18 protein-coding genes are annotated in these 21,364 nt (G+C 72.5%); 11 read left to right on the top strand and 7 right to left on the bottom strand.

Annotated elements, in window-relative coordinates; translation table 11 throughout:
* Positions 1-63: 63 nt before the first annotated feature.
* Positions 64-1,302, bottom strand: a complete 1,239-nt coding sequence (locus ACZ9QC_RS07695; protein ID WP_472919446.1) for an MFS transporter — start codon at positions 1,300-1,302, stop codon at positions 64-66.
* A gap of 277 nt (positions 1,303-1,579) precedes the next feature.
* Between ACZ9QC_RS07695 and ACZ9QC_RS07690 the strand changes: the two genes are divergently transcribed.
* The 4 genes from ACZ9QC_RS07690 (at position 1,580) to ACZ9QC_RS07675 (ending at position 6,360) form a co-directional block, all read left to right on the top strand.
* Complete coding sequence (locus ACZ9QC_RS07690; protein ID WP_472919445.1) at positions 1,580-2,926, top strand: flavin-containing monooxygenase; 1,347 nt, start codon at positions 1,580-1,582, stop codon at positions 2,924-2,926.
* On the top strand, positions 2,923-3,801 hold the full coding sequence (locus ACZ9QC_RS07685; protein ID WP_472919444.1) for an SDR family NAD(P)-dependent oxidoreductase: 879 nt from the start codon (positions 2,923-2,925) through the stop codon (positions 3,799-3,801). Before ACZ9QC_RS07690 ends, ACZ9QC_RS07685 begins: the two co-directional genes overlap by 4 nt.
* A 2-nt stretch (positions 3,802-3,803) precedes the next feature.
* Complete coding sequence (locus ACZ9QC_RS07680; RefSeq protein ID WP_472919443.1) at positions 3,804-5,225, top strand: aldehyde dehydrogenase family protein; 1,422 nt, start codon at positions 3,804-3,806, stop codon at positions 5,223-5,225.
* A 61-nt stretch (positions 5,226-5,286) separates the two neighbouring features.
* Positions 5,287-6,360, top strand: coding sequence for an AraC family transcriptional regulator (locus tag ACZ9QC_RS07675; protein WP_472919442.1), 1,074 nt, complete (start codon positions 5,287-5,289; stop codon positions 6,358-6,360).
* Between the two features lie 77 nt (positions 6,361-6,437).
* On the opposite strand, the gene ACZ9QC_RS07670 is transcribed toward ACZ9QC_RS07675, so the two are convergent.
* The 3 genes from ACZ9QC_RS07670 to ACZ9QC_RS07660 are packed head-to-tail and all read right to left on the bottom strand — an operon-like array spanning position 6,438 to position 10,149.
* Complete coding sequence (locus ACZ9QC_RS07670) at positions 6,438-7,496, bottom strand: ABC transporter ATP-binding protein (protein WP_472919441.1); 1,059 nt, start codon at positions 7,494-7,496, stop codon at positions 6,438-6,440.
* Positions 7,493-9,094 (bottom strand): ABC transporter permease, encoded by a 1,602-nt coding sequence (locus tag ACZ9QC_RS07665; RefSeq protein WP_472919440.1) that lies wholly within the window; start codon positions 9,092-9,094, stop codon positions 7,493-7,495. The genes ACZ9QC_RS07670 and ACZ9QC_RS07665 overlap by 4 nt, the downstream gene beginning before the upstream one ends.
* Before the next feature lie 5 nt (positions 9,095-9,099).
* Positions 9,100-10,149, bottom strand: coding sequence for an iron ABC transporter substrate-binding protein (locus ACZ9QC_RS07660; RefSeq protein ID WP_472919439.1), 1,050 nt, complete (start codon positions 10,147-10,149; stop codon positions 9,100-9,102).
* Positions 10,150-10,443: 294 nt separating this feature from the next.
* Here ACZ9QC_RS07660 and ACZ9QC_RS07655 point away from each other — a divergent pair, with 294 nt between their 5' ends.
* The 5 genes from ACZ9QC_RS07655 (at position 10,444) to ACZ9QC_RS07635 (ending at position 15,601) form a co-directional block, all read left to right on the top strand.
* Positions 10,444-13,047: an AMP-binding protein gene (locus ACZ9QC_RS07655; protein WP_472919438.1), complete on the top strand. Its 2,604-nt coding sequence runs from the start codon at positions 10,444-10,446 to the stop codon at positions 13,045-13,047.
* A 213-nt stretch (positions 13,048-13,260) separates the two neighbouring features.
* Positions 13,261-14,052 carry a GNAT family N-acetyltransferase gene (locus ACZ9QC_RS07650; protein ID WP_472919437.1) on the top strand — a complete coding sequence of 264 codons (792 nt, stop codon included), beginning with the start codon at positions 13,261-13,263 and terminating at the stop codon, positions 14,050-14,052.
* Positions 14,049-14,273 carry a translation initiation factor IF-1 gene (gene infA, locus ACZ9QC_RS07645; protein WP_472919436.1) on the top strand — a complete coding sequence of 75 codons (225 nt, stop codon included), beginning with the start codon at positions 14,049-14,051 and terminating at the stop codon, positions 14,271-14,273. The genes ACZ9QC_RS07650 and infA overlap by 4 nt, the downstream gene beginning before the upstream one ends.
* Positions 14,274-14,402: 129 nt before the next feature.
* Positions 14,403-15,317 carry a HipA family kinase gene (locus ACZ9QC_RS07640; RefSeq protein WP_472919435.1) on the top strand — a complete coding sequence of 305 codons (915 nt, stop codon included), beginning with the start codon at positions 14,403-14,405 and terminating at the stop codon, positions 15,315-15,317.
* On the top strand, positions 15,314-15,601 hold the full coding sequence (locus ACZ9QC_RS07635) for an Rdx family protein (protein ID WP_472919434.1): 288 nt from the start codon (positions 15,314-15,316) through the stop codon (positions 15,599-15,601). Before ACZ9QC_RS07640 ends, ACZ9QC_RS07635 begins: the two co-directional genes overlap by 4 nt.
* 1 nt (position 15,602) lies before the next feature.
* On the opposite strand, the gene aceB is transcribed toward ACZ9QC_RS07635, so the two are convergent.
* Both aceB and ACZ9QC_RS07625 read right to left on the bottom strand, forming a co-directional pair.
* On the bottom strand, positions 15,603-17,243 hold the full coding sequence (gene aceB, locus ACZ9QC_RS07630) for a malate synthase A (protein ID WP_472919433.1): 1,641 nt from the start codon (positions 17,241-17,243) through the stop codon (positions 15,603-15,605).
* 187 nt (positions 17,244-17,430) lie between these two features.
* Entirely contained in the window at positions 17,431-18,108 is a 678-nt protein-coding gene (locus tag ACZ9QC_RS07625) for a nucleotidyltransferase family protein (RefSeq protein ID WP_472919432.1), read from the bottom strand.
* A gap of 235 nt (positions 18,109-18,343) precedes the next feature.
* Here ACZ9QC_RS07625 and ACZ9QC_RS07620 point away from each other — a divergent pair, with 235 nt between their 5' ends.
* Complete coding sequence (locus ACZ9QC_RS07620) at positions 18,344-18,658, top strand: DUF5955 family protein (RefSeq protein WP_230213488.1); 315 nt, start codon at positions 18,344-18,346, stop codon at positions 18,656-18,658.
* 285 nt (positions 18,659-18,943) lie between these two features.
* On the opposite strand, the gene ACZ9QC_RS07615 is transcribed toward ACZ9QC_RS07620, so the two are convergent.
* Positions 18,944-19,741 (bottom strand): IclR family transcriptional regulator, encoded by a 798-nt coding sequence (locus ACZ9QC_RS07615; RefSeq protein ID WP_184903871.1) that lies wholly within the window; start codon positions 19,739-19,741, stop codon positions 18,944-18,946.
* 281 nt (positions 19,742-20,022) lie between these two features.
* Between ACZ9QC_RS07615 and allB the strand changes: the two genes are divergently transcribed.
* Positions 20,023-21,360: an allantoinase AllB gene (allB, locus tag ACZ9QC_RS07610; protein ID WP_472919431.1), complete on the top strand. Its 1,338-nt coding sequence runs from the start codon at positions 20,023-20,025 to the stop codon at positions 21,358-21,360.
* Positions 21,361-21,364: the final 4 nt, after the last annotated feature.

Here is a 21,364-nt window from a genome sequence, read left to right as displayed (position 1 = left end):
TGATCGCGGCAGAGCAGTGCGCTGCAGCCGCTTGATCCCCGCCGGGCGGGCGGGAAAACGCGGTCAGGGCCTACGACCATCCACGGACACGGGGAGGACGTGGGCCGAGCCCGGGCGGAAGAAGTGCGCCGTGGCCACCAGGGCCACGGCGAGGGTAGCGGCTGTCGCGTAGGCCATGCGGAAGTGGCCCGTAGCCCCCAGACCCCCGCTCGCGCCGGCTCCGACGAGCACGCCGACGTAGTTGAAGACGTTGAGCCGGGCCAGCACCGTCTCGGGGGCACCGGGGCGCAGCCGGCCGGCCGCGGCGACGCACAACGGGATCAGGGCGGCGACTCCGAGGCCCGCGCAGCATGCCGCGACGACCGCGTACGGCCAGCTCGGGGCCACCGCCAGGCCGGCCAGGGCGATGGCGGTGAGCAGGGCCGCGACGCGGACCACCGCCACCGGCCCGACCCGGCGCACCATGAGGTCGGCGCCCGCCCGGCCGGTCACCGTGCCCGCCTGGTAGGCCGCGTACGCGAGGGGCGCGGTGGCCAGGGACGCGGCGAGCGTCTGGTGGAGGTAGGCCGTCGACCAGGCCGAGACCGCGGAGTCGACGACGTAGGCGACGAGCAGAACGACACCGAAGGGGACGAGCCGCGCCCACACCCGCCGCCCCGGGATCTCGTCGTCCGGCGCCGGTCGGTCGCCGGCCGAGGAGGGCACGGGCGCGAGGGCGTGGGGCCGGACGGTCAGCGCCAGGAGGGCCACGAGTACGGCGTGCGCGGTCAGGACGTACTGGACAGGCCAGCCCAGCCGGGAGGCGCCCGCCGTCAGCAGCGCGGCAGCCACGCCCGCGGCGCTCCATGCGGCGTAGAAGGAGGAGAGGATGCTGCGCCCGTAGTGGCGTTCGACGGTGGCCGCGCGGGTGTTGACGGACACGTCGATGACGCCCAGCGCCAGCCCGAAGAGGACGTAGGCCGCCGAGGCGGTGACCGGGCCGGGTGCCCACGCCACGGACAGCAGGGTCGCGGCCGCGGTCAGCACCGCCGCACGCATGACGGCGACGGGACCCGAGCGGCGTACGGCGGCCAGTCCCGCGAAGCTGCCGGCGCCCGCAGCCAGGGTCAGGGCGATCGTGAGGGCGGTCATCGCCAGGGACGACAGCCCCAGACGGCTCGCCACGGCAGGCACGGTGGTGGACACGGCGGCCACCGCCACGCCCTGGGCGGCGAACACGGTGGCCGTGACCCGACGGGCTCCCGCGAGCGAGCCGCCGCTCACGGACCGGGGCGGAGCCGTCGCTCCGACGGATGCGTTCATGGGGGACCCTCTTCCTGTCACGGACCGTGGATGGGCCGGCGTGCGCGAATGGGGGCAACCGTAGAAATCCGGACCGGCCCGCCGGAGGACACCGACGGCCACATGGGGGGCCCTGGCGGCCAGCGGCGACGGCCCGGGCAACCAGGAGCCAACAGCCCAACGGTCAGTGGGCTGGCCGCTGCGGCCCCCTTTGTGGCCGCACGGGCCAGTCCGCCGGTGCTTGCGTGCTGCCTAAGTTCCTCCCACGCCGACAGTGGCGACGAGAGGAGGTGGACTCGTGAAGGAGTCCGAATTCGACACGTGTGTCATCGGTGCCGGTCCCGCTGGGCTGGCAGTGGCACGGGCACTCGGTGAGCGACGGCTTCCCTACACGCACATCGAGCGGCACACCGGTCCGGGCGGCCTGTGGGACATCGACAACCCGGGCAGCCCGATGTACGAGTCGGCCCATTTCGTCTCCAGCAAGACCCTCTCGGGCTTCGGCGGCTGGCCGATGCCCGACCACTTCGCCGACTACCCGCCGCAGCGGCAGATCCTGTCGTATCTGACGTCGTTCGCCGACGCGTACGGGCTCTCGGAACGCATCGAGTTCGGCACCGCGGTGCGCGACGTGGCGAAGAACACGGACGGCACCTGGACGGTCACCCGAGCCGACGGGCACTCCAGCCGCCACGCGCAGGTGGTGGTCTGCACCGGCTCGCAGTGGCACCCCAACATCCCCGAGATCCCGGGTGACTTCAGCGGCGAGATCCGGCACACGGTCGGCTACCGCAGCAGCGACGAACTGCGCGGCAAGCGGGTCCTGGTGGTGGGCGGGGGCAACTCCGGCTGCGACATCGCCTGCGACGCGGCCCGTGCCGCCGACCACGCGGAGATCAGCATGCGCCGCGGTTACTGGTTCATCCCCAAGCACCTCTTCGGCAGGCCCGTGGACACCCTCGAAGGTGTCGGTCCCCGGATGCCGAAGTGGCTGGAGCAGAGGCTGTTCGGCGCGCTCCTGCGGATCGTCAACGGCGATCCGACCCGCCTCGGCCTGCAGAAGCCGGACCACAAGCTCTTCGAGACCCACCCCACGGTCAACTCGATGCTCCTGCACCACCTGCAGCACGGCGACATCACCGCGCGGCCGGGCGTCCTGCGCGCCGAGGGCCGCACCGTCCACTTCACCGACGGCAGCAGCAACGACTTCGACCTGATCCTGCTGGCGACCGGCTACGTCCACAAAGTGCCCGTCGCCCAGCGCTACTTCGGCGACGAGCAGCACCCCGACCTGTACCTGTCGTCGTTCTCCCGCGAGCACGAGGGGCTGTTCGGCGTCGGCTTCATCGAGACCAACTCCGGCGCCTACCAACTCTTCGACTCCCAGGCCCAGTTGATCGCCGGTTTCATCCAGGACAGCCGCCGGGGCACTCCGAGCGCCGCGCGGTTCGCCCGCATGATCCGCGGTGACCGCCCGGACCTGTCGGGCGGTCTGCGGTTCGTGGACTCCCCGCGCCACACCGGCTACGTCGACAGCGCCGCGTACACCAAGTACCTGACCAAGGTCGCCGCCGCCATGGGCTGGCCCACCGAGGGACGTGCTCCGGCGGCGCCGGTGGCCCGCAGCAAGGAGACGGTGGCATGAGCGGCTACGACTGCACCGGCAAGGTGATGCTGGTGACCGGCGGCGCGGGCGGCATCGGCAGCGCGCTGTGCCGGCGGTTCGCGAGCGGCGGCGCGGTGTGTGTCGTCGTCGACATCGACGGTGAGCGTGCACGGCGGGTCGCGGACAGCCTGCCCGGCACCGGTCACCTGGGCCTCGGCTGCGACCTGCTGGACCGGGCCGGTGTCGCGGACCTCTTCGAACAGGTCGCCGCCGCCTTCGGCCGCCTCGATGTGCTGGTCAACAACGTCGGCATGACCAGCACCGAGCGGTTCGACGTACGCGCCGTGGAAACCATCGAGCGGGAGATCGACCTCAACATGATCTCCCCGCTGGTGGCCACCCGGCTGGCCATTCCCCTGCTGACGGCCTCCGCCGATCCCCGCGTCGTCACCACGGTGTCCCTCGCCGGCATCTTCCCCCAGGGCGAGACCCCGATCTACGCGGCGTCGAAGTTCGGGCTGCGCGGCGCGATGCTGTCCATCGCCCTCGACCTGGGCGCCAAGGGCATTCGTGTCGGCTCGGTGCTGCCGTCGGCCACCGACACCCCGATGCTGCGCCGGGAGGCCGTCGACGGCGGCAACTCGCTGCAGTTCCAGGACCCGCCGCAGCAGCCGTCCGACGTCGTCGCCGCGGTGGTGAGCCTGCTCGACCGGCCCCGGCTCGAGGCGTATCCACGCGCCGGCGAATCGCTCCTGGTCCGCTTCTCCATGCTGGTGCCGAACCTTCTCCCCAGCCTTCTCCCGCTCTTCCGCAAGCGCGGCGAGCGCGGCCTGGCCCGGTACCTGGAGGACCTGCGGCGCAGAGGACTGGCCCGGCAGGTCGACGGCCGCTGGGAACTCGTGAAGGAGGCATGATCATGACCACGGAAGCGAACGACCGCCTGCTCCGGGTCGTCAACCCAGCCACCGGGGAGACCCTCGACACCCTGCCGGCCGCCACCGCGGACGAGGTGGACACGGCCGTGGACCAGGCGCACCGCGTCTTCGCGAGCGGGGTGTGGGCGGCTCGGCCGCCCCGGGAGCGGGCCGCGGTCCTGCTGCGCCTCGCCGAGCTGATGGAACGCGACGCCGAGATCCTGGCCCGCCTGGACTGCGAGGACGCGGGCAAACCCATCACGGAGTGCCGTACCGGCGATGTGCCGGGGGCGATCGAGTCGATCCGCTGGTTCGCGGAGGCGGCCGACAAGGTCTTCGGCCGCACCGCCCCCACCAGCCACGACCACCTGGGTCTGATCAGCCGGGAACCCGTCGGAGCGGTCGCCGCCGTCCTCCCCTGGAACTACCCGCTCGCCATGGCCGCCTGGAAGATCGGGCCCGCCCTCGCCGCGGGCAACAGCCTGCTGCTCAAGCCCGCCGAGGCGACCCCGCGCTCGGCCCTCCACGTGGCCCGGCTGGCGACGGAGGCGGGGCTGCCGGACGGCACCCTCACCGTGCTGCCCGGCTACGGCGCGGAAGCCGGCCGGGCGCTCGCCCGCCACCCCGGGATCGGCGCGCTCTCGTTCACCGGCTCGACGGCGACCGGACGGCGGATCCTGGCCGACGCCGCGGAGACCAACTTCAAGCGGGTCTCCCTGGAGATGGGCGGCAAGAGCCCCCAGGTGCTGATGCCGGACGCGCTCGACTTCGGCGCCGACCTCATCGACGACATGATCGAGGCCGCGTTCCTGACGATGGGACAGAACTGCACGGCCGGCTCCCGGATCCTGGTCCACGAGGACATCGCCGCCGACGTCGTCGCACGGTTCACGGCCGCCGCCGGGGCCCTGGTCATCGGCGACCCGGCCAAGCCGGACACCCGCACGGGACCGCTGATCAGCACTGTGGCGCGAGACCGGGTCGCCCGCGCCGTGGACGAGGCGGTCGACGCCGGCGCCGTGGCCCACACCGCCGGGTTGCCGGCGGGCCTGCACCCGCACGGGGCCTACTACCCGCCCACCGTCGTCGTCGGCGCCCCCGACGGCAGCCGGGTCCTCACCGAGGAACTGTTCGGCCCCGTGGCCACCGTCCAGACCTTCGCCTCCGAGCAGGAGGCGATCCGGACGGCGAACGCCACCCCCTACGGCCTTGCCGCCTCACTGTGGACCCACGACCTCGACACCGCCTTCCGTCTCGCCCGCGGCATCCAGGCCGGAGTGGTCTCCGTCAACGCCTACAGCGAGGGCGACATCACCGCCCCCTTCGGCGGCTGGAAACAGTCCGGATTCGGCGGGGCGGAGCGGTCCACCGACGCCTTCGCGCAGTGGACCAGGGAGAAGACCGTCTGGATCCGCACCCGCTAGCGCGGCCGAAACCGGACGCCGGTGCCTAGAGTGGTCGCGAGTACGGCCCTGGAGAGAAGCCATGACCGAGGCAACCCGTCCGGAGAACGGCACCACCCGCAGCACGTCGGCGACGATCTCCCCGAACATCCTGCGCTACCTGGACCAGATCACCGAGGAGTACGGAGTCGACCTGCAGCCGGAACTGGACCAGGTCGGTCTCACCGAGACCCTGATGCGCTCGGCGGCCCTGCGCGTCTCCTACCGCCAGGGCAGTGCCGTCATCCGGCGCGCTGTCGAACTCACCGGGGACGAGAACCTGGGCCTGCGGGTCGGAGCCGCGCAGCACCTCACCGCCTGGGGGCTGGTGGGCTTCGCCATGCTCGCCGGCGACACCCTCCGGGTCGCCATCGAGACGGGGGTACGTTTCCAGAACGTGTCCGGGGCGATGACGGTCTGGTCGGCGGGCCGGGAGGGCTCCGACTACGTGATCCGAGCCGACCTCCCGGACCCGATGATCGACCCGAACGTCGCCGTCTTCCTTGTCGAGGAGGCGTTCTCGAGCGTCGTCACCCTGGGCCGCCTCGCCGCCGACGCCGGCCTCGCACCCCAGGAGGTCCACTTCGCCTTCGCCGCCCCGCGCGACGTCCAGCCCTTCCTCGACCTCTTCCGCTGCCCCCTGCACTTCGGCGCCACCCGCAACCGGCTGGTGGTACCGCAGGCATGGATCAACCGGCCGATGCCGGGCCGCGATCCGGTCACCTACGCCGCGACCCTCGAACTCCTCGAAGGACAGATGGCCTCCCGCCGTCGTCAGCAGGACCTGTTGGAGATCCTGGAGATCTCCGTCGCGCAGAGCCTCCCGTTCGTCCCCTCCTTCTCCGAGCAGGCCCGCAGACACGCGTCGAGCGAGCGGACGCTGCGCCGCCGCCTGGCCGACTGCGGCACCTCCTACGAGGCGATCGTCGAGGGCGTCCGCCGGGAGCGCGTCGAACTGCTCCTGCACCGCCCTCACCTCACCCTCCGCGAGGTGGCCCGCCAGGCGGGCTTCTCCGACGAACGCGCCCTGCGCCGGGCTGTCCGCCGCTGGCACGGCATGGCACCCCTGCAGCTGCGCGAGGGCTTCTCCTCGGAGACGGCGGGAACGACGCCCTGAAGGGCCTGCCCCCGACTCGGCCTCCCGCCTCCCGCCGGCCGCGCGCACGGGCCGCGACCGGCGTCGGCGGGTGGCCGTCACGACGGGACGTTCGCGTGCAGTGTCGCCTCGCCCGTGACCCGTACGCCCGTCTCCTCCCCGGGCCTCACCGGCGGCTGGCCCGGGACGCGGATGTCGATGGGCGAGCCGTGGTGCGGGACGGTCACGGTGACCATGGCGTCGTGGCCGTAGTAGCTGATGTCGGTCACCCGGCCCCGGACGGCGCCCTCGGTGGCGGGGTCGGTGAGCCGGAGTTGCTCGGGGCGCAGCAGGACCGTGCCCTCCCGGACGCCGGTGGGCGGGCCGGTGAGGGGGACGCGGCCCAGTGCCGTGTCGGCCGTGTTGTCGCCGCCGGTGGTGGTGGCGGGGAGCAGTACCGCCTCCCCGACGAACCCCGCCACCCAGGGGTCCGCGGGCCGGCGGTAGAGGTCCTGCGGCGTGGCGCACTGGACGACCCGGCCCGCGTGGACGACCGCGACGAGATCCGCGGTGGACAGGGCCTCCTGCTGGTCGTGGGTGACCAGGACCGCCGTCGCGCCCGTCGCCCGCAGTGCCGTGCGCACATCCGCCCGCACCCCTGCCCGCAAGGCGCTGTCCAGGGCGTTGAACGGCTCGTCGAGGAGGACGAGTTGGGGGCGCGGGGCCAGGGCGCGGGCCAGGGAGACGCGTTGTTGCTGGCCGCCGGAGAGCTCATGGGGCATGCGGTCGCCGTAGCCGGCGAGGCCGACCAGGTCCAGCATCTCTTCCGTACGGTTCCGGCGTTCGGTTCGGTCGGCGCCCTTGAGGCCGAAGGCCACGTTGCGGGCCACACTGAGGTGCGGGAACAGCGCGCCCTCCTGGGGCACGATGCCGATCCGGCGGCGCTCGGGCGGCAGGTGGACCCCGGGACCTCCGATCACCCGGTCGCCGATCCGTACGGTGCCCGCGTCCGCGCGCAGGAAGCCCGCGACGACCCGGAGCATGGTGGTCTTGCCGCAGCCGGAGGGGCCCAGGACAGCGACCAGGCTGCCGGACGGCACGGTGAGGTCGAGGCCGCGCAGGACGGGTGCGTCGGGGCCGTAGGACTTCGTCAGGCCCTCGATCCGGAGAGCGTTCATGGGCGGTGCCTGCCAAGGAGGTAGGAGGGAACGGCCGCCAGCAGGATCAGCGCGGCCGCGTAGGGGGCGGCGGCCGCGAACGAGCCGGCGCCCGTCTCGGTCCACAGCCGGGTGGCCAGGGTGTCCATGCCCGTCGGCCGGAGAAGGAGGGTGGCCGGGAGCTCCTTCATGCAGACCACGAAGGTGAGGGCCGCCCCGGCCGCCACGCCGGGCGCGGCCAGCGGCACGGTGACCTCGCGCAGTACCTGCCAGGGGCGCCGGCCGAGCGAGCGGGCGACGTCCTCCAGCACGGGCGGGGCCTGGAGGACGGCGGCGCGGGTCGCGGCGACCGCGACGGGCAGGAAGAGGACGGCGTACGCGCCTACCAGCAGCGGCAGCTGCTGGTAGAGGGGGTAGGCGTAGCGGACCGCGAAGAAGACCAGGGCCAGCGCGACCGTGATGCCGGGCAGCGCGTGGCCCGCGTAGGCCGACTGCTCCAGCAGCCGAGCCCCGCGCCCCTTGTGGCGGGCCGCGATCACCCCGACCGGCAGGGCGAGGACCGTGGTGAGGGCGGCACCCGCGGCGGCGACCCCGAGGGTGGCCAGGGCGGTGTCCGTGAGCAGGGGCAGGTCCCAGGTGGCGGAGGTGCCGGCGGCCAGCCAGTAGCCGAGGGTGGCGAGCGGGAAGACGACCGCCGCGGCGGTCACGGCGGCGCACCACAGCAGGGCGACCGGCCGCCACTTGCCCAGGGGGAGCGGGGCGGCCGGTCGGGCGGTGCCGCTGCCGGTCCGCGCGTGTCCGGCGCGTCCGCGCGTACGGGCCTCGGCGGCGACCAGGGTCACCGTCATCACCACCAGCACGACGCTGAGCGCGGCGGCCGGGGTGCGGTCGAAGGAGGCGCGGTAGGAGGTGTGGATGGCGCGGGTGAACGTGTCGTAGCGCATGAGGGAGACCGCGCCGAAGTCGGAGAGGACGTAGAGCGCGACGAGCAGGGCGCCGCCCGCCGCCGAGGGCCGCAGCTGGGGCAGGGTGACGCGCCAGAACGTCCGCAGGGGTCCGTGTCCGAGGGAGCGGGCGGCCTCCTCCAGCGCCGGGTCCGTGCCGCGCAGCGCGGCGGCGACCGGCAGGAGCACGTACGGGAAGCTGACGAGGGTCAGGGCGAGCGCGGCGCCGCCGAAGCCGGCGAGGTCGGGCTCGGCGGCCAACCACGCGAAGGCGGCGACGTAACTGGGCACGGCGAGCGGCAGCGTGGCCAGCACCGACCAGGCGCGGGCGCCGGGCAGCGCGGTGCGCACGGTCAGCCAGGCCAGGGAGACGCCGAGGACCAGACAGGCCGCCACGACGACGACGGTGAGGCCGAGGCTGCGGCCGAGGAGGGCGAGGGTGCGCTCGTCGGCGACGACGTCCCAGGCGAAGGCGGGCCCGCGTTCGAGGGCGCGCACGGCGAGGTAGCCGAGCGGCAGCAGCGCGAACAGCGCGGCGACGCAGGCGGGAACGAGCAGGACGAGGGGCGGTCGGCGCCCGGCGTCGGAGGTGGCCCCCCGGGCGGCGCGGACCCGTCGGCGCCCGGCCGGAGCGTCCGCGCCGGCCGGGGGTGCCGTGGATGCGGTGGTGTTCACGACTGTCAGACGAGCCCGACGTCCTGGAGCATCGCCAGGGTCTCCTGGAGGGAGTCCAGCTTGCCGAGGTCGATGTCGGGGGACTCCAGGGACTCGAACGGCGGCAGTCCCTCGACGGTGCTGGTGACGCCGGCGGCCAGCGGGTACTCCTTCGTCTTGTCGGCGAAGTAGGTCTGCGCCTCCTCGGAGAGGAGGTAGTCGACGGCCTTCTGCGCGGCCTCGGTCTGTCCGCTGTCCTTCAGGATGCCCGCGCCCGCCACGTTGATCAGCGCGCCGGGGTCCCCGCCGGGCAGGAAGTGGAGCTTGGCGTTGACCTTGTCCTCGCCCTTCTCGGCGACCCGCTCGTACCAGTAGTAGTGGTTGACCAGGCCGAGGGAGACCTCGCCGGCCTCGATCGCGTCGAGGGTGGCGAGGTTGTGGGCGTAGGTCTTCGCGCCGTTGGCCTTCAGGTCCGTCAGCCACTCGCGGGTGGCGTCGTCGCCCTCCAGGACGCGCATGCCGGTGACGAAGGCCTGGAAGGAGGCGTTGGTGGGCGCGAAGCCGACCTTGCCCTTCCACTGCGGCTTCACCACGTCGTGGACGCTGTCCGGAACCTGATCCTCGGTGAGGTCGTCAGGGTTGTAGGCGATCACCCGGACGCGTCCGGACAGACCCACCCAATCGCCGTCGCCGCCGCGGTATGCCTCGTCCACCTCGTCGAGCGAGGACTGCGGGAGCTTCTTCAGCATGCCCTCCTTGGAGAGGGCGCCCAGGGCCCCGGCGTCCTGGGAGAAGAACAGTCCCGCCTTGGTGCGTTCGCCCTCCTCCAGGATCTGGGCGGCGAGCTCCGCGCTGTCGCCGTAGCGCACCTCGACCTTGGTGCCCACCGCCTTCTCCAGCTTGTCGAGGAGCGGCTTGACCAGCTTCTCGTTGCGTCCGGAGTAGATGACGAGGGCGGAGTCGCCCCCCTCCCCGGCCGTGCTCGTGTCGTCGTCGGAGCCGCAGGCGGCGAGGGCGGGGAGCAGCAGGCCGGCCGCGACGAGCGCGGTGATCCGGCGAGCCAGGGGGCGTCGCATGGTGATGTGCCTTCCTGCGGGAGCCACCGGCGAACCGCTGGGCGCGGGGTCGGTCGGCGGGCGGAGAAATGATGTTTTCAAGCCAACTATGAACATGCTATGAATAAGGTAAACCTTGCCTAAGCGTCAAGGGATCTGTGCTCTTTGCGGACGCTGCCGCAGAAAGGTTGCGCGCCCGTGATCTCACCGCCCGAGCCCCTTCGCGCTCCCTTCCGGGCGCCGGCCGCGAGCCCCTTCTCGACTCCGATCCCTCTGTCGGCACCGCCGGTCCGGCCCTCCGCCGGACCGCACGGAGTGACCTTCGCGCGCCAACTCGCCGCCCATGGCGACCGTGTCGCCTTCATCACGCCTTCGGGTGAACTCAGCTACCGAGAGCTCGCCCGGCGGGTCACCGCCACGGCCAGGCGCCTCGGCCCCGTCCGCCGCCTGGTCCTGCTGGCCGGCGCCAACCGCGTCGACGCCCTCGTCGTCCATCTCGCCGCCCTGTCCGCCGGACACCCGGTCCTGCTCGTCCCCGGTGACAGCGACAGCACGATCGGCGCGCTGACCGAGGCGTACGACCCGGACGTGGTGGCCCGTCAGGACGAGCACGGCCACGTGACCCTCGACGAACGCAGGCCCGGCACCGCCCACACCCTCCACCCGGACCTCGCGCTGCTGCTGAGCACGTCAGGCTCGACCGGCTCCCCGAAGCTCGTACGGCTCTCGCACGACAACGTGCAGTCGAACGCCGCGTCCATCGCCGTGTACCTCGGCATCACCGACACCGACCGCGCGGCCACGACCCTGCCCCCGCACTACTGCTACGGCCTCTCCGTCATCCACAGCCACCTGGTGCGCGGCGCCGGGCTGATCCTCACCGACCGGTCGGTGGCGGACGCCGGGTTCTGGGAGGAGTTCCGCGCCGCCCGCGGCACCTCGCTGGCCGGTGTGCCGTACACCTTCGACCTCCTCGACCGCGTCGGGTTCGCCGACATGGAGCTGCCGCACCTGCGCCGCGTCACCCAGGCGGGCGGCCGGCTGGCGCCGGAACGGGTCGCCCGCTACGCCGAACAGGGGCGCCGGGCGGGCTGGGAACTCTTCGTGATGTACGGGCAGACCGAGGCGACGGCCCGCATGGCCTATCTGCCGCCGCACCTCGCGGCATCCCGCCCGGAAGCCGTCGGCGTGGCGATCCCCGGCGGCTCCTTCCGTCTGGCACCCGTCGACACGCCGACAGACCCGGGGACCGCCGGGAGCCCCGACGCGGGCGACGTCGGCGAACTCGTCTACTCCGGCCCGAACGTCATGCTCGGCTACGCGCGGGGCCCGGCCGACCTGGCCCTCGGGCGCACGGTCCAGGAACTGCACACGGGCGACCTGGCGCGGCGCGCGCCCGACGGGCTGTACGAGATAGTCGGGCGCCGCAGCCGGTTCGCGAAGATCTGCGGCCTGCGGATCGATCCCCAGCGCGTGGAGGCCCTGCTGGAACGGCACGGGATCACCGCGTTCTGCGTGGCCGACGGGGACGCGCTGGCGGTGGCGGCGCTGACGGACGGCGGCAGGAGCCGCTCCGACGAGACACGCGTGCGCCGCCTGGTGGCACAGGAGTGCGGGATCCCGCCACGAGCCGTCCGGGTGCGCCTCGTTCCGGAACTGCCCCGCCTGGCCAGCGGAAAGCCCGACCACGAGGCCGTGCGCCGTCTCACGCGTCCGCGGCCCCCGGCGGCGGACCCGGCGGGCGAGGCGGGAGAGGCGGGCGCGGAACCGGCCACCGCCCCGCGGAGCACCGACCCGGGGGCCGCGCTGCGGAGCCTCTACGCCGACATACTCGACCGCGACGACGTCACCGACGACAGCAGCTTCGTCGGCCTGGGCGGCGACTCGCTCTGCTACGTGGAGATGTCCCTGCGGCTGGAGGAGGCCCTGGGCACCCTCCCCACGGACTGGCCCGCGCGACCGATTCGCGAACTGGCCTCCCTGGCAACGGAGTTGCGGGACCGTCCGGAGGAGGACACCGGGGCGCGCGAGACCCGCTCCCGAGGTGCCCGGCGTTCCCTGGAGACCGGGATCGCGCTGCGGGCGGTCGGGATCGTGCTCGTCGTCGGCTCGCACATCCCCGTCTTCACGCTCCAGGGCAGCGCCCACATCCTGATCGGCGTCGCGGGCTACAACTTCGCCCGCTTCCACCTGACCGCCGCCGCCCACCGCGACCGCGTACGCCACCTGTGGCGCGGCGTCGCCCGCATAGCTCTGCCGAGCATGGTGTGGATCACCTGCGCGGTCCTGCTGACCGGCCTGTACGACCCGGCCAACGCCCTGCTGGTCAACAGCCTCCTCGACCAGGGCACCGAGCGCCACGAGTGGCACTACTGGTTCGTGGAGGCGCTGGTCCACTTCCTGGTCGTGCTGGGCGCGCTGCTGGCCGTGCCGCTGCTGGACCGGCTGGAGCGGCGCCACCCGTTCGCGGTCCCGCTGACGCTCGTGGCGATCGGCCTGGTCGGCCGCTACGACCTGCTGGGCCTGGCGCCCGCCCGCTTCCACCTGGGCCCGACCGTGGTGTTCTGGCTGTTCGCGCTCGGCTGGGCGGCGGCGCGGGCGACGAGCGCGCGGCAACGGGTCCTGCTGACCGCGGTGCTCCTGCTCACCACGCCCGGCCTGTTCCAGGACCAGCCGCAGCGCACGCTCCTGGTCGTCGCGGGCCTGACCCTGCTGATCTGGGTGCCGACGCTGCCGAGCCTGGGCCCGCTCAACCGCGTCGCCGGCGTCCTGGCGAGCAGTTCCCTCTACATCTATCTGACCCACTTCCAGGTCTACCCCCTCCTCCGCGACGACTTCCCCGTCCTCGCCCTCCTCGCCTCCCTGGCGGTCGGCATCGGGTACGCCACGGTCGCCACCCGCGTGGTGCGCAGACTCTGACCGGCGGCAGCCCTCGGGCGAGCCGGATAAATGCTTTGAGCCGGACGGTTCCCCGTTGCTAGGTTCGTGGCGGACCGTGAAGTCGTCGTAGGGAGGTGAGCCCCGTGAACACAGTCACCCATGGGTGCTCCCTCAACCCGTCACGGTCCGGCGGCTGACGTTCGGTGTCGCCGGGAGCGCCTGAGACCGAGGCACTCCTGGAGGGACACTCCGATGAGAACGAAACCTTGCACCGCCGGTCCGGGCGAGAACGCCGTGATGATCACGCGCGTCGCCGACGGGCAGTGGCACGCCCTGGAGGACGACCTGGTGGTCGGCCGAGGGCACGCACGGCACCGGCCCGACGGACGGCTGTTCGTCAGCGTCGACGCCTGGCACGACGAGCCCTTCGACCGGCTCGCCGAGGCGATGTCGGCGGACCTGCCGGCGCCGCTGCACACCGTGGTCGACGAGGCCGACGCGGAGCTGACGGCCCGCCTGCGGCGGGCCGGATTCACGATCCGGCGCCGCGAGTGGGAGTACGTCGTACCGACCGACCCGAGGGCCACAGGGCTCGACGAGGTCCTGCCGCCTTCCGACGTGACGATCGTCCCCGCCGGTCGGGCGGACGAGGGTCTGCTGCGGGCGGTGGACCGCGCGATCCGTGACGAGATCGAGGCGACCGTCGGGTGGCAGTCGATGCCCGCGGAGGTGGTGCACGGCCCCGGGGGCGACACCGTCGTCGACCCGTCGACCTACGCGGTGGCCGCGGCGCCGGACCGCTACCTCGGGCTGATCCGGGTGGTGATCCCGATCCGACCGCGCATCGGGCTGCTCGCGGTCCGGGTCGGTGAGCGGCGCCGGGGCATCGCGCGAGCGCTGCTCGGCCACGCGCTGGGCACCCTGCACCGCGCCGGGTTCACCGAGGCGTGGACCGAGGTGCAGGAGTCCAACCACGCCGCCTCGGCGCTGTTCGAAGGCGTCGGCGCCCGGCGGGCCGGCAGCAACCTGGAGCTGGTGCGATGACGAGGAACAAGAACGTCATCGAGGTCGAGGGCAGGGTCGTCGAGTGCCTGCGCAGCGCCATGTTCATGGTGGAGCTGGAGAACGGCCACCAGGTGCTCGCCCACATCAGCGGGAAGATCCGCAAGAACTACATCAAGATCGTGCTGGCGGACCGGGTGCTGGTGGAACTCCCGCCGTACGACCTGACACGCGGCCGGATCGTGTTCCGGTACCGGAACTAGCGGCGGCCGGCACCCGCCGCCGCAGCTGATCCCGAGCCCCGGTCACGGCGATGCCGTGACCGGGGGCCGCCGGGCGGGCGACGGCGCCTGGTTACTATGTCCCTTCATGCCGAAGGCCGGGAGCGGAAGATGTTGAGAGAGGTCACCGCGACCCGCTACGTCGCCCCCCTGCGTGCCGGTGGCTCCGTGCCCGGGATCGTCGAGGCCGACGACCTGGGCACCTACGTCGTCAAGTTCACGGGCTCGGCGCAGGGGCGCAAGGCGCTGGTCGCCGAGGTGATCGTCGGGGAGCTGGCGCGGGCGCTCGGGATGCGGTTCCCGGAGCTGGTCCTCGCGCGCTTCGACCCGGCGATCGCCGAGAGCGAGCCGCACCAGGAGGTACGGGAACTGCACGCGGCGAGCGCCGGCCTCAACCTCGGCATGGACTATCTGCCGGGCGCAGCGGACTTCACCCCGGAGGTCGCGCGGGAGTTCCGCGTCGACCCGCTGGAAGCCGGCCGGATCGTCTGGCTCGACGCCCTCACGGTCAACGTCGACCGCACCGTGCACAGTTCGAACCTCATGATCTGGCCCACCCTCGGCATCGCGCCTCCGCGCCTCTGGCTGATCGACCACGGCGCGGCCCTCGTCTTCCACCACCGCTGGGACGCCTCGGACCCCACGAAGGCCTACGACTTCCGCCACCACGCCCTCGGCCACTACGCCCCGGACGTGCGCGCGGCCGACGCGGAGCTCGCGCCGAAGGTGACCGAGGACCTGCTGCGGCGCATCGTCGCGGAGGTACCGGACGGCTGGCTGCCCGTCGAGGACGGCTTCACCTCGCCCGACGAGGTCCGCGACGCCTATGTGCGCTACCTCCACGCGCGCGTGGCCGCCTCCGCCGGCTGGCTCCCCACCGACTTCCCCACCCGGGAGGAACTCGCCGCCGAGGAGGCCCTGCGCGCGGCGAAAACTCAGCGAGGCCGGCCGGACTGGCTGAAGCGGGTCCCCGACCTGCACGGCAAGCCGGCGGCGGAACAGGATTGGTCGGTGCACCTGGGATGACGCGGACACAGCGGGTCGAGATCGAGTACTGCACCCAGTGCCGCTGGCTGCCCCGGGCCGCATGGCTGGCCCAGGAGCTGCTGACGACCTTCGAGAGCGAACTGACGGAGCTGTCCCTCAAGCCCGGCACGGGCGGCGTCTTCGTGGTCCGGGTGGGCGACGAGGTCGTCTGGGACCGCCGTGACCAGGGCTTCCCCGAGCCCACCGCCGTCAAGCAGGCCGTACGCGACCGAGTGGCCCCGGGAAGGTCCCTGGGCCACTCGGACAAGATCGGCGGGTCGTAGCTCAGCCCTTGAGCTGCTCGTACGCCGGCAGGGTCAGGAAGTCGACGTAGTCCTCGTCGAGGGAGACCTCCAACAGGAGGTCGTGGGCCTGCTGCCAGTGCCCGGCGGCGAACGCCTCCTCGCCCAACTCCGCCCGCAGATTGGCGAGTTCCTCGGCGGCGACCTCGCGGGCCAGCTCCGGCGTGGCCTTCACCGTCTGTCCGTCGCGCTCGAACTCGACGCCCGCGTTGATCCACTGCCAGATCTGGGAGCGGGAGATCTCGGCGGTGGCCGCGTCCTCCATCAGGTTGAAGATGGCGACGGCGCCGAGGCCGCGCAGCCATGCCTCGATGTAACGGATGCCGACCTGGACGGCGTTGACGAGCCCGGCGTACGTCGGCCTGGCGTCGAGGGAGTCGACGGCGATCAGATCGGCGGCCTTGACGTCGACGTCCTCGCGGAGGCGGTCCTTCTGGTTGGGCCTGTCGCCGAGGACGGCGTCGAAGGAGGCCATGGCGATCGGGACCAGGTCGGGGTGGGCCACCCAGGAGCCGTCGAAGCCGTCGTTCGCCTCCCGGTCCTTGTCGGCCTTGACCTTCTCGAACGCGACCTTGTTGACCTCCTCGTCGCGCCGCGACGGGATGAAGGCGGCCATGCCGCCGATCGCGTGCGCGCCGCGCTTGTGGCAGGTGCGGACGAGGAGTTCGGTGTACGCGCGCATGAACGGGGCGGTCATCGTCACCGCGTTGCGGTCCGGCAGGACGAACTTGGCGCCGCCGTCCCGGAAGTTCTTCACGATGGAGAAGAGGTAGTCCCAGCGGCCCGCGTTCAACCCCGAGGCGTGGTCGCGCAGTTCGTAGAGGATCTCCTCCATCTCGTACGCGGCCGTGATCGTCTCGATGAGGACGGTGGCGCGGATCGTGCCCTGCGGGATGCCGAGGTGGTCCTGCGCGAAGACGAACACCTCGTTCCAGAGGCGGGCCTCCAGGTGCGACTCCGTCTTCGGGAGGTAGAAGTACGGGCCCTTGCCGAGGTCCAGCAGGCGCTGGGCGTTGTGGAAGAAGTACAGCCCGAAGTCGACGAGCGCGCCGGGCACCGCCCGGCCGTCGCCGGCGCTGTCGACGAGGTGGCGCTCGTCGAGGTGCCAGCCGCGCGGGCGCATGACGACCGTCGCCAGCTCCTCGTTCGGGCGCAGCGCGTAGGACTTGCCGGTGCGCTCGTCGGTGAAGTCGATGTTCCGCGTGTAGGCGTCGGCCATGTTCACCTGGCCGAGGACCACGTTCTCCCAGGTCGGCGCGGAGGCGTCCTCGAAGTCCGCGAGCCAGATCCTCGCCCCCGAGTTCAGGGCGTTGATCGTCATCTTGCGGTCGGTGGGGCCGGTGATCTCGACACGGCGGTCGTCCAGCGCGGCCGGGGAGGGGGCCACCCGCCAGGAGTCGTCGGCGCGGATCGCGGCGGTCTCCGGGAGGAAGTCGAGCGTGGAGGTACGGGCGATCTCGGCGCGCCGCTCCGCGCGGCGGGCCAGCAGCTCGTCACGCCGGGGGGTGAACCGGCGGTGCAGCTCGGCCACGAAGGCGAGGGCGGCGGGGGTGAGGACCTCGTCCTGGCGGGGCAGGGGCTCGGCGTCGACGATGGCCAGCGGGGACGGCGCTGGTGCGGACATGAGCTGTCACTTCCTTCAGCGGGCGTGGCACCGGGTGTCAGTCGACCCGGGTCGGGCTGTGGGCGCCCCCGGACGGGCGGGACGCTTCTGAACAGTGGATAGTAGTTTCCTCATGGTGGAAGTTCAATGTTTTGTTGATGTCGAGATTCTCCGGATCGAGTCAGGGTGGCGCTGAGTGTCACCCCGTTCACTCAAGGTGGACGAGGTCGGCCTCGGTGTCGATGTCGTACGGCCGTGCCACGTCCCCGCACTCGACGAGGGTGATCGTGTCGCCGTGCTCCTTCAGGTAGGCGCGTGCCCCTCGGTCGCCGGTGGCGGTGGCGGCGATGCCGGCCCAGTGGTCGGCGCCGAAGAGGACGGGGTGGCCCCGCACGCCGTCGTACGCGGCCGCCACGAGCGACCGGCGCGAACCGTGCGCGGCGAGGACGCGGGCCACCGCCTCCGGCCCGATGCCCGGCTGGTCCACCAGTGACACCAGGGCGGCATCCGCTCCCGTCCCCGTCAGTGACTCCAGTCCGGCTCGCAGCGAGGAGCCCATTCCCTCGGCCCAGTCCGGATTGTCGACCAGGACGCAGCCGGGCAGGTCGGCGCGGGCGCGCACGGCCGCCGACTCGGCGCCGAGGACCACATGGACCCGGGTGCAGCCGCCTGCCCGCAGCACGCCGACCGCGTGTTCGACCAACGGGCGGCCGCGGTGGGTGAGCAGGGCCTTGGGGCGACCGCCGAGGCGCCGCCCGCCGCCGGCGGCCAGCAGCAGGCCGACGACCTCGCTCGCGGACGCCGGGTGGGCCGGGTCGGGGGCTGTGTCAGAGGCCGTGCCAGGGGCTGTGTTACGGGCTGTGTTCCGGGACTGGTGGTGCGTCATGTCCCCTGCATACCCGACCGGGCGCGGGCGTCCCGCGAAGCCCCACGGACCGGGTGCCGTCTTTGTGGTGCCCGGGGACTGAATTTCGGTCCCCGCAGTGGCGCTCGCCACACCGATTGGCGTTTACTGGCCCGCGCCACCCCCGGCGCCCGACCGACGCCACGGGGCGGGCGGCCGTGCGCCGTCGCACGGCCATGACTCGTGCACGAAGGCGTGGGCGAGGGGGGAGAGGGCTGTGTTGCGGAGCTTGGGGCAGAGGCCAGTGACCGGCGGTGACGAGGATCCGAGAGTGGCGGAGCTGAGCTCGGCCGTGTCCCGGCTGCGTCGTGAACTGGCCGCGCATCCGGCGGAGTTCCCCGACCGGGGCATAGCGGAGGACGAGCTGGCGGCGCTCGCGGCGATGGCCGTCACGGGGATGCCGGAGGTTCCGCGGTTGCGGCGGTCGCTGTTGTTGATCGCGGGGTCGATCGGGTCGGTGAGTGCGTTGGCGAAGGGGTTGGCGGATGTCCGTACGGCGGTGGAGCTGTTCGGCGAGCCGCCTCGCCGCTGACCGCCGCGTATTCCGCCCCCGCCGCCCCTACCCGTCCCTCCCCCACTCTCGGCTTCGCTCGAGCGGGAGGTGCCCCCACCAAGGGGCTGTGCCCCTTTGACCCCCAGGCGTCCGTCCGGTGGGGGCTGGTCGCGCAGTTCCCCGCGCCCCTTGAGGGCCTACGGCCACTCAGGGGCGAAAGCACGGGGTGAAGCCCTGCTTTTCAGGGGCGCGGGGAACTGCGCGAGAAGCCCCACGCACCCGCACCCGACAACGCACCGGGAGACATGAGCGGAACCCCGCCGCTCAGCTCCCCGCGCCCGAGCTCGCCAGCGCCTCCGACAGTTCCACCGCCACCTGCTGCAGCACCGGCACGATCCGTTCCGTCGCCGTCTCCGTGACGCGTCCCGCCGGGCCGGAGATCGAAATGGCCGCGGCGGTGGGGGAGTTCGGGACGGAGACGGCGAGGCAGCGGACGCCGATCTCCTGTTCGTTGTCGTCGACCGCGTATCCCAGCCGGCGGACGTCCTCCAGGGCGCTCAGGAAGCCCTCGGGCGTGGTGATCGTCTTGTCCGTGGCCGCGGGCATGCCCGTACGGGCCAGCAGCGCGCGCACCTCGTCGGCCGGGAACCCGGCGAGGAGCGCCTTGCCGACCCCCGTGGAGTGGGGGAGGACGCGGCGGCCCACCTCGGTGAACATCCGCATCGAGTGCTTGGACGGCACCTGGGCGACGTAGACGATCTCGTCGCCGTCCAGCAGGGCCATGTTCGCCGTCTCGCCGGTCTCCTCGACGAGGCGCGCGAGGTACGGGCGCGCCCAGGTGCCGAGCAGCCGGGACGCGGACTCGCCGAGGCGGATCAGGCGCGGGCCGAGGGCGTAGCGCCGGTTGGACTGCTGGCGCACGTAGCCGCAGACGACCAGTGTCCGCATCAGCCGGTGGATCGTCGGCAGCGGCAGGCCGCTGCTCGCGGACAGCTCGCTCAGGCCCACCTCGCCGCCGGCGTCCGCCATCCGCTCCAGCAGATCGAAGGCGCGCTCGAGGGACTGGACACCACCGGAGGACGACTTGGCGGAGTCGGTCGTGTGGGCGCTGGCGCTGGACATCGGCACGGGCGCGGTCCTTTCGAGATGGCGGGCGAGGTCGCAGCCTACCCGGCGGTTCGTTGACTACGAGCTCGTACGTCATTAAGTTCTGCTCAGTGGAATGATAATTCCGTCTTGCGAAAACAAGCAGCATGCGTGCCATGGGAGGCAGAGTGGAGTGGGGTGCCCTTGACGGGGCGCGAGGAGGGGTGAAAACTCCTTCAACAGAACGTTGAATTCCGTTACATGGAAGTAAATACCGTTACGCGGAAGTGAAGAGCGGTACGGCGAGAGGGGTCCCGGTGTCCGAGGCTGAACTGGTGTTGCGCTCGACGCGCGTCATCACCCCCGACGGATCGCGCCCCGCCGCGGTCGCCGTCGCCGACGGCAGGATCACGGCCGTACTCCCCTACGACGCCGACATCCCGTACGGCGCGCGCCTGGAGGATCTCGGCGACCACGTCCTGCTGCCCGGCCTCGTCGACACCCACGTCCATGTGAACGACCCCGGCCGCACCCACTGGGAGGGGTTCTGGACCGCCACCCGCGCGGCGGCGGCCGGAGGCATCACCACCCTCGTCGACATGCCCCTCAACTCCCTCCCGCCGACCACCACGGTCGACCACCTCCGTACGAAGCGCGAGGTCGCCGCCGACAAGGCCCACATCGACGTCGGCTTCTGGGGCGGCGCCCTGCCCGACAACGTCAAGGACCTGCGCCCGCTGCACGACAGCGGGGTCTTCGGCTTCAAGGCGTTCCTGTCGCCGTCGGGCGTGGACGAGTTCCCGCACCTCGACCAGGACGGACTCGCCCGCTCCCTGGCCGAGATCGCGGGCTTCGGCGGACTGCTGATCGTCCACGCCGAGGACCCCCACCACCTCGACGCGGCTCCCCAGCGGGGCGGCCCCCGGTACGCCGACTTCCTCGCCTCCCGCCCGCGTGACGCCGAGGACACCGCCATCGCGGCCCTCGTCGCCGAGGCCCGGCGGCTCGACGCACGCGTCCACGTGCTCCACCTCTCCTCCAGCGACGCCCTCCCGCTGATCGCCGAGGCCAAGCGGGAGGGCGTACGGATCACCGTGGAGACCTGCCCGCACTACCTCACCCTCACCGCCGAGGAAGTCCCGGACGGGGCCAGCGAGTTCAAGTGCTGCCCGCCCATCCGGGAGTCCGCCAACCAGGACCTCCTCTGGCAGGCCCTCGCGGACGGCACGATCGACTGTGTGGTCACCGACCACTCCCCGTCGACCGCCGACCTCAAGACCGACGACTTCGCCACCGCCTGGGGCGGCATCTCCGGCCTGCAACTGAGCCTCGCGGCGGTCTGGACGGAGGCCCGCAGGCGCGGCCACGGCCTGGAGGACGTGGTCCGCTGGATGTCCACCCGCACGGCCGCCCTCGTCGGACTGGACCGCAAGGGCGCCATCGAGCCCGGCCGCGACGCCGACTTCGCCGTCCTCGCCCCCGACGAGACCTTCACCGTCGACCCGGCCGCGCTCCAGCACCGCAACCGGGTCACCGCCTACGCCGGCAAGACCCTGTACGGCGTGGTCAAGTCCACCTGGCTGCGCGGTGAACGCATCGTCGCCGACGGCGAGTTCACCGAACCGAAGGGACAACTCCTCACCCGCACACCCTGATTCA

It is taken from the genome of Streptomyces sp. HUAS MS02 (genome assembly GCF_055702265.1).
The sequence above is the reverse complement of the archived record's forward strand: the minus strand, read 5'-3'. Positions and strand labels throughout refer to the sequence as shown.

Excerpts from the sequence above, each read along its gene's own strand:
- ACZ9QC_RS07695 (WP_472919446.1), bottom strand. The coding sequence starts at position 1,302 with ATGAACGCATCCGTCGGAGCGACGGCTCCGCCCCGGTCCGTGAGCGGC.
- ACZ9QC_RS07685 (WP_472919444.1), top strand. The coding sequence starts at position 2,923 with ATGAGCGGCTACGACTGCACCGGCAAGGTGATGCTGGTGACCGGCGGC.
- ACZ9QC_RS07680 (WP_472919443.1), top strand. The coding sequence starts at position 3,804 with ATGACCACGGAAGCGAACGACCGCCTGCTCCGGGTCGTCAACCCAGCC.
- ACZ9QC_RS07675 (WP_472919442.1), top strand. The coding sequence starts at position 5,287 with ATGACCGAGGCAACCCGTCCGGAGAACGGCACCACCCGCAGCACGTCG.
- ACZ9QC_RS07670 (WP_472919441.1), bottom strand. The coding sequence starts at position 7,496 with ATGAACGCTCTCCGGATCGAGGGCCTGACGAAGTCCTACGGCCCCGAC.
- ACZ9QC_RS07660 (WP_472919439.1), bottom strand. The coding sequence starts at position 10,149 with ATGCGACGCCCCCTGGCTCGCCGGATCACCGCGCTCGTCGCGGCCGGC.
- ACZ9QC_RS07650 (WP_472919437.1), top strand. The coding sequence starts at position 13,261 with ATGAGAACGAAACCTTGCACCGCCGGTCCGGGCGAGAACGCCGTGATG.
- infA (WP_472919436.1), top strand. The coding sequence starts at position 14,049 with ATGACGAGGAACAAGAACGTCATCGAGGTCGAGGGCAGGGTCGTCGAG.
- ACZ9QC_RS07640 (WP_472919435.1), top strand. The coding sequence starts at position 14,403 with ATGTTGAGAGAGGTCACCGCGACCCGCTACGTCGCCCCCCTGCGTGCC.
- ACZ9QC_RS07635 (WP_472919434.1), top strand. The coding sequence starts at position 15,314 with ATGACGCGGACACAGCGGGTCGAGATCGAGTACTGCACCCAGTGCCGC.
- aceB (WP_472919433.1), bottom strand. The coding sequence starts at position 17,243 with ATGTCCGCACCAGCGCCGTCCCCGCTGGCCATCGTCGACGCCGAGCCC.
- ACZ9QC_RS07625 (WP_472919432.1), bottom strand. The coding sequence starts at position 18,108 with ATGACGCACCACCAGTCCCGGAACACAGCCCGTAACACAGCCCCTGGC.
- ACZ9QC_RS07615 (WP_184903871.1), bottom strand. The coding sequence starts at position 19,741 with ATGTCCAGCGCCAGCGCCCACACGACCGACTCCGCCAAGTCGTCCTCC.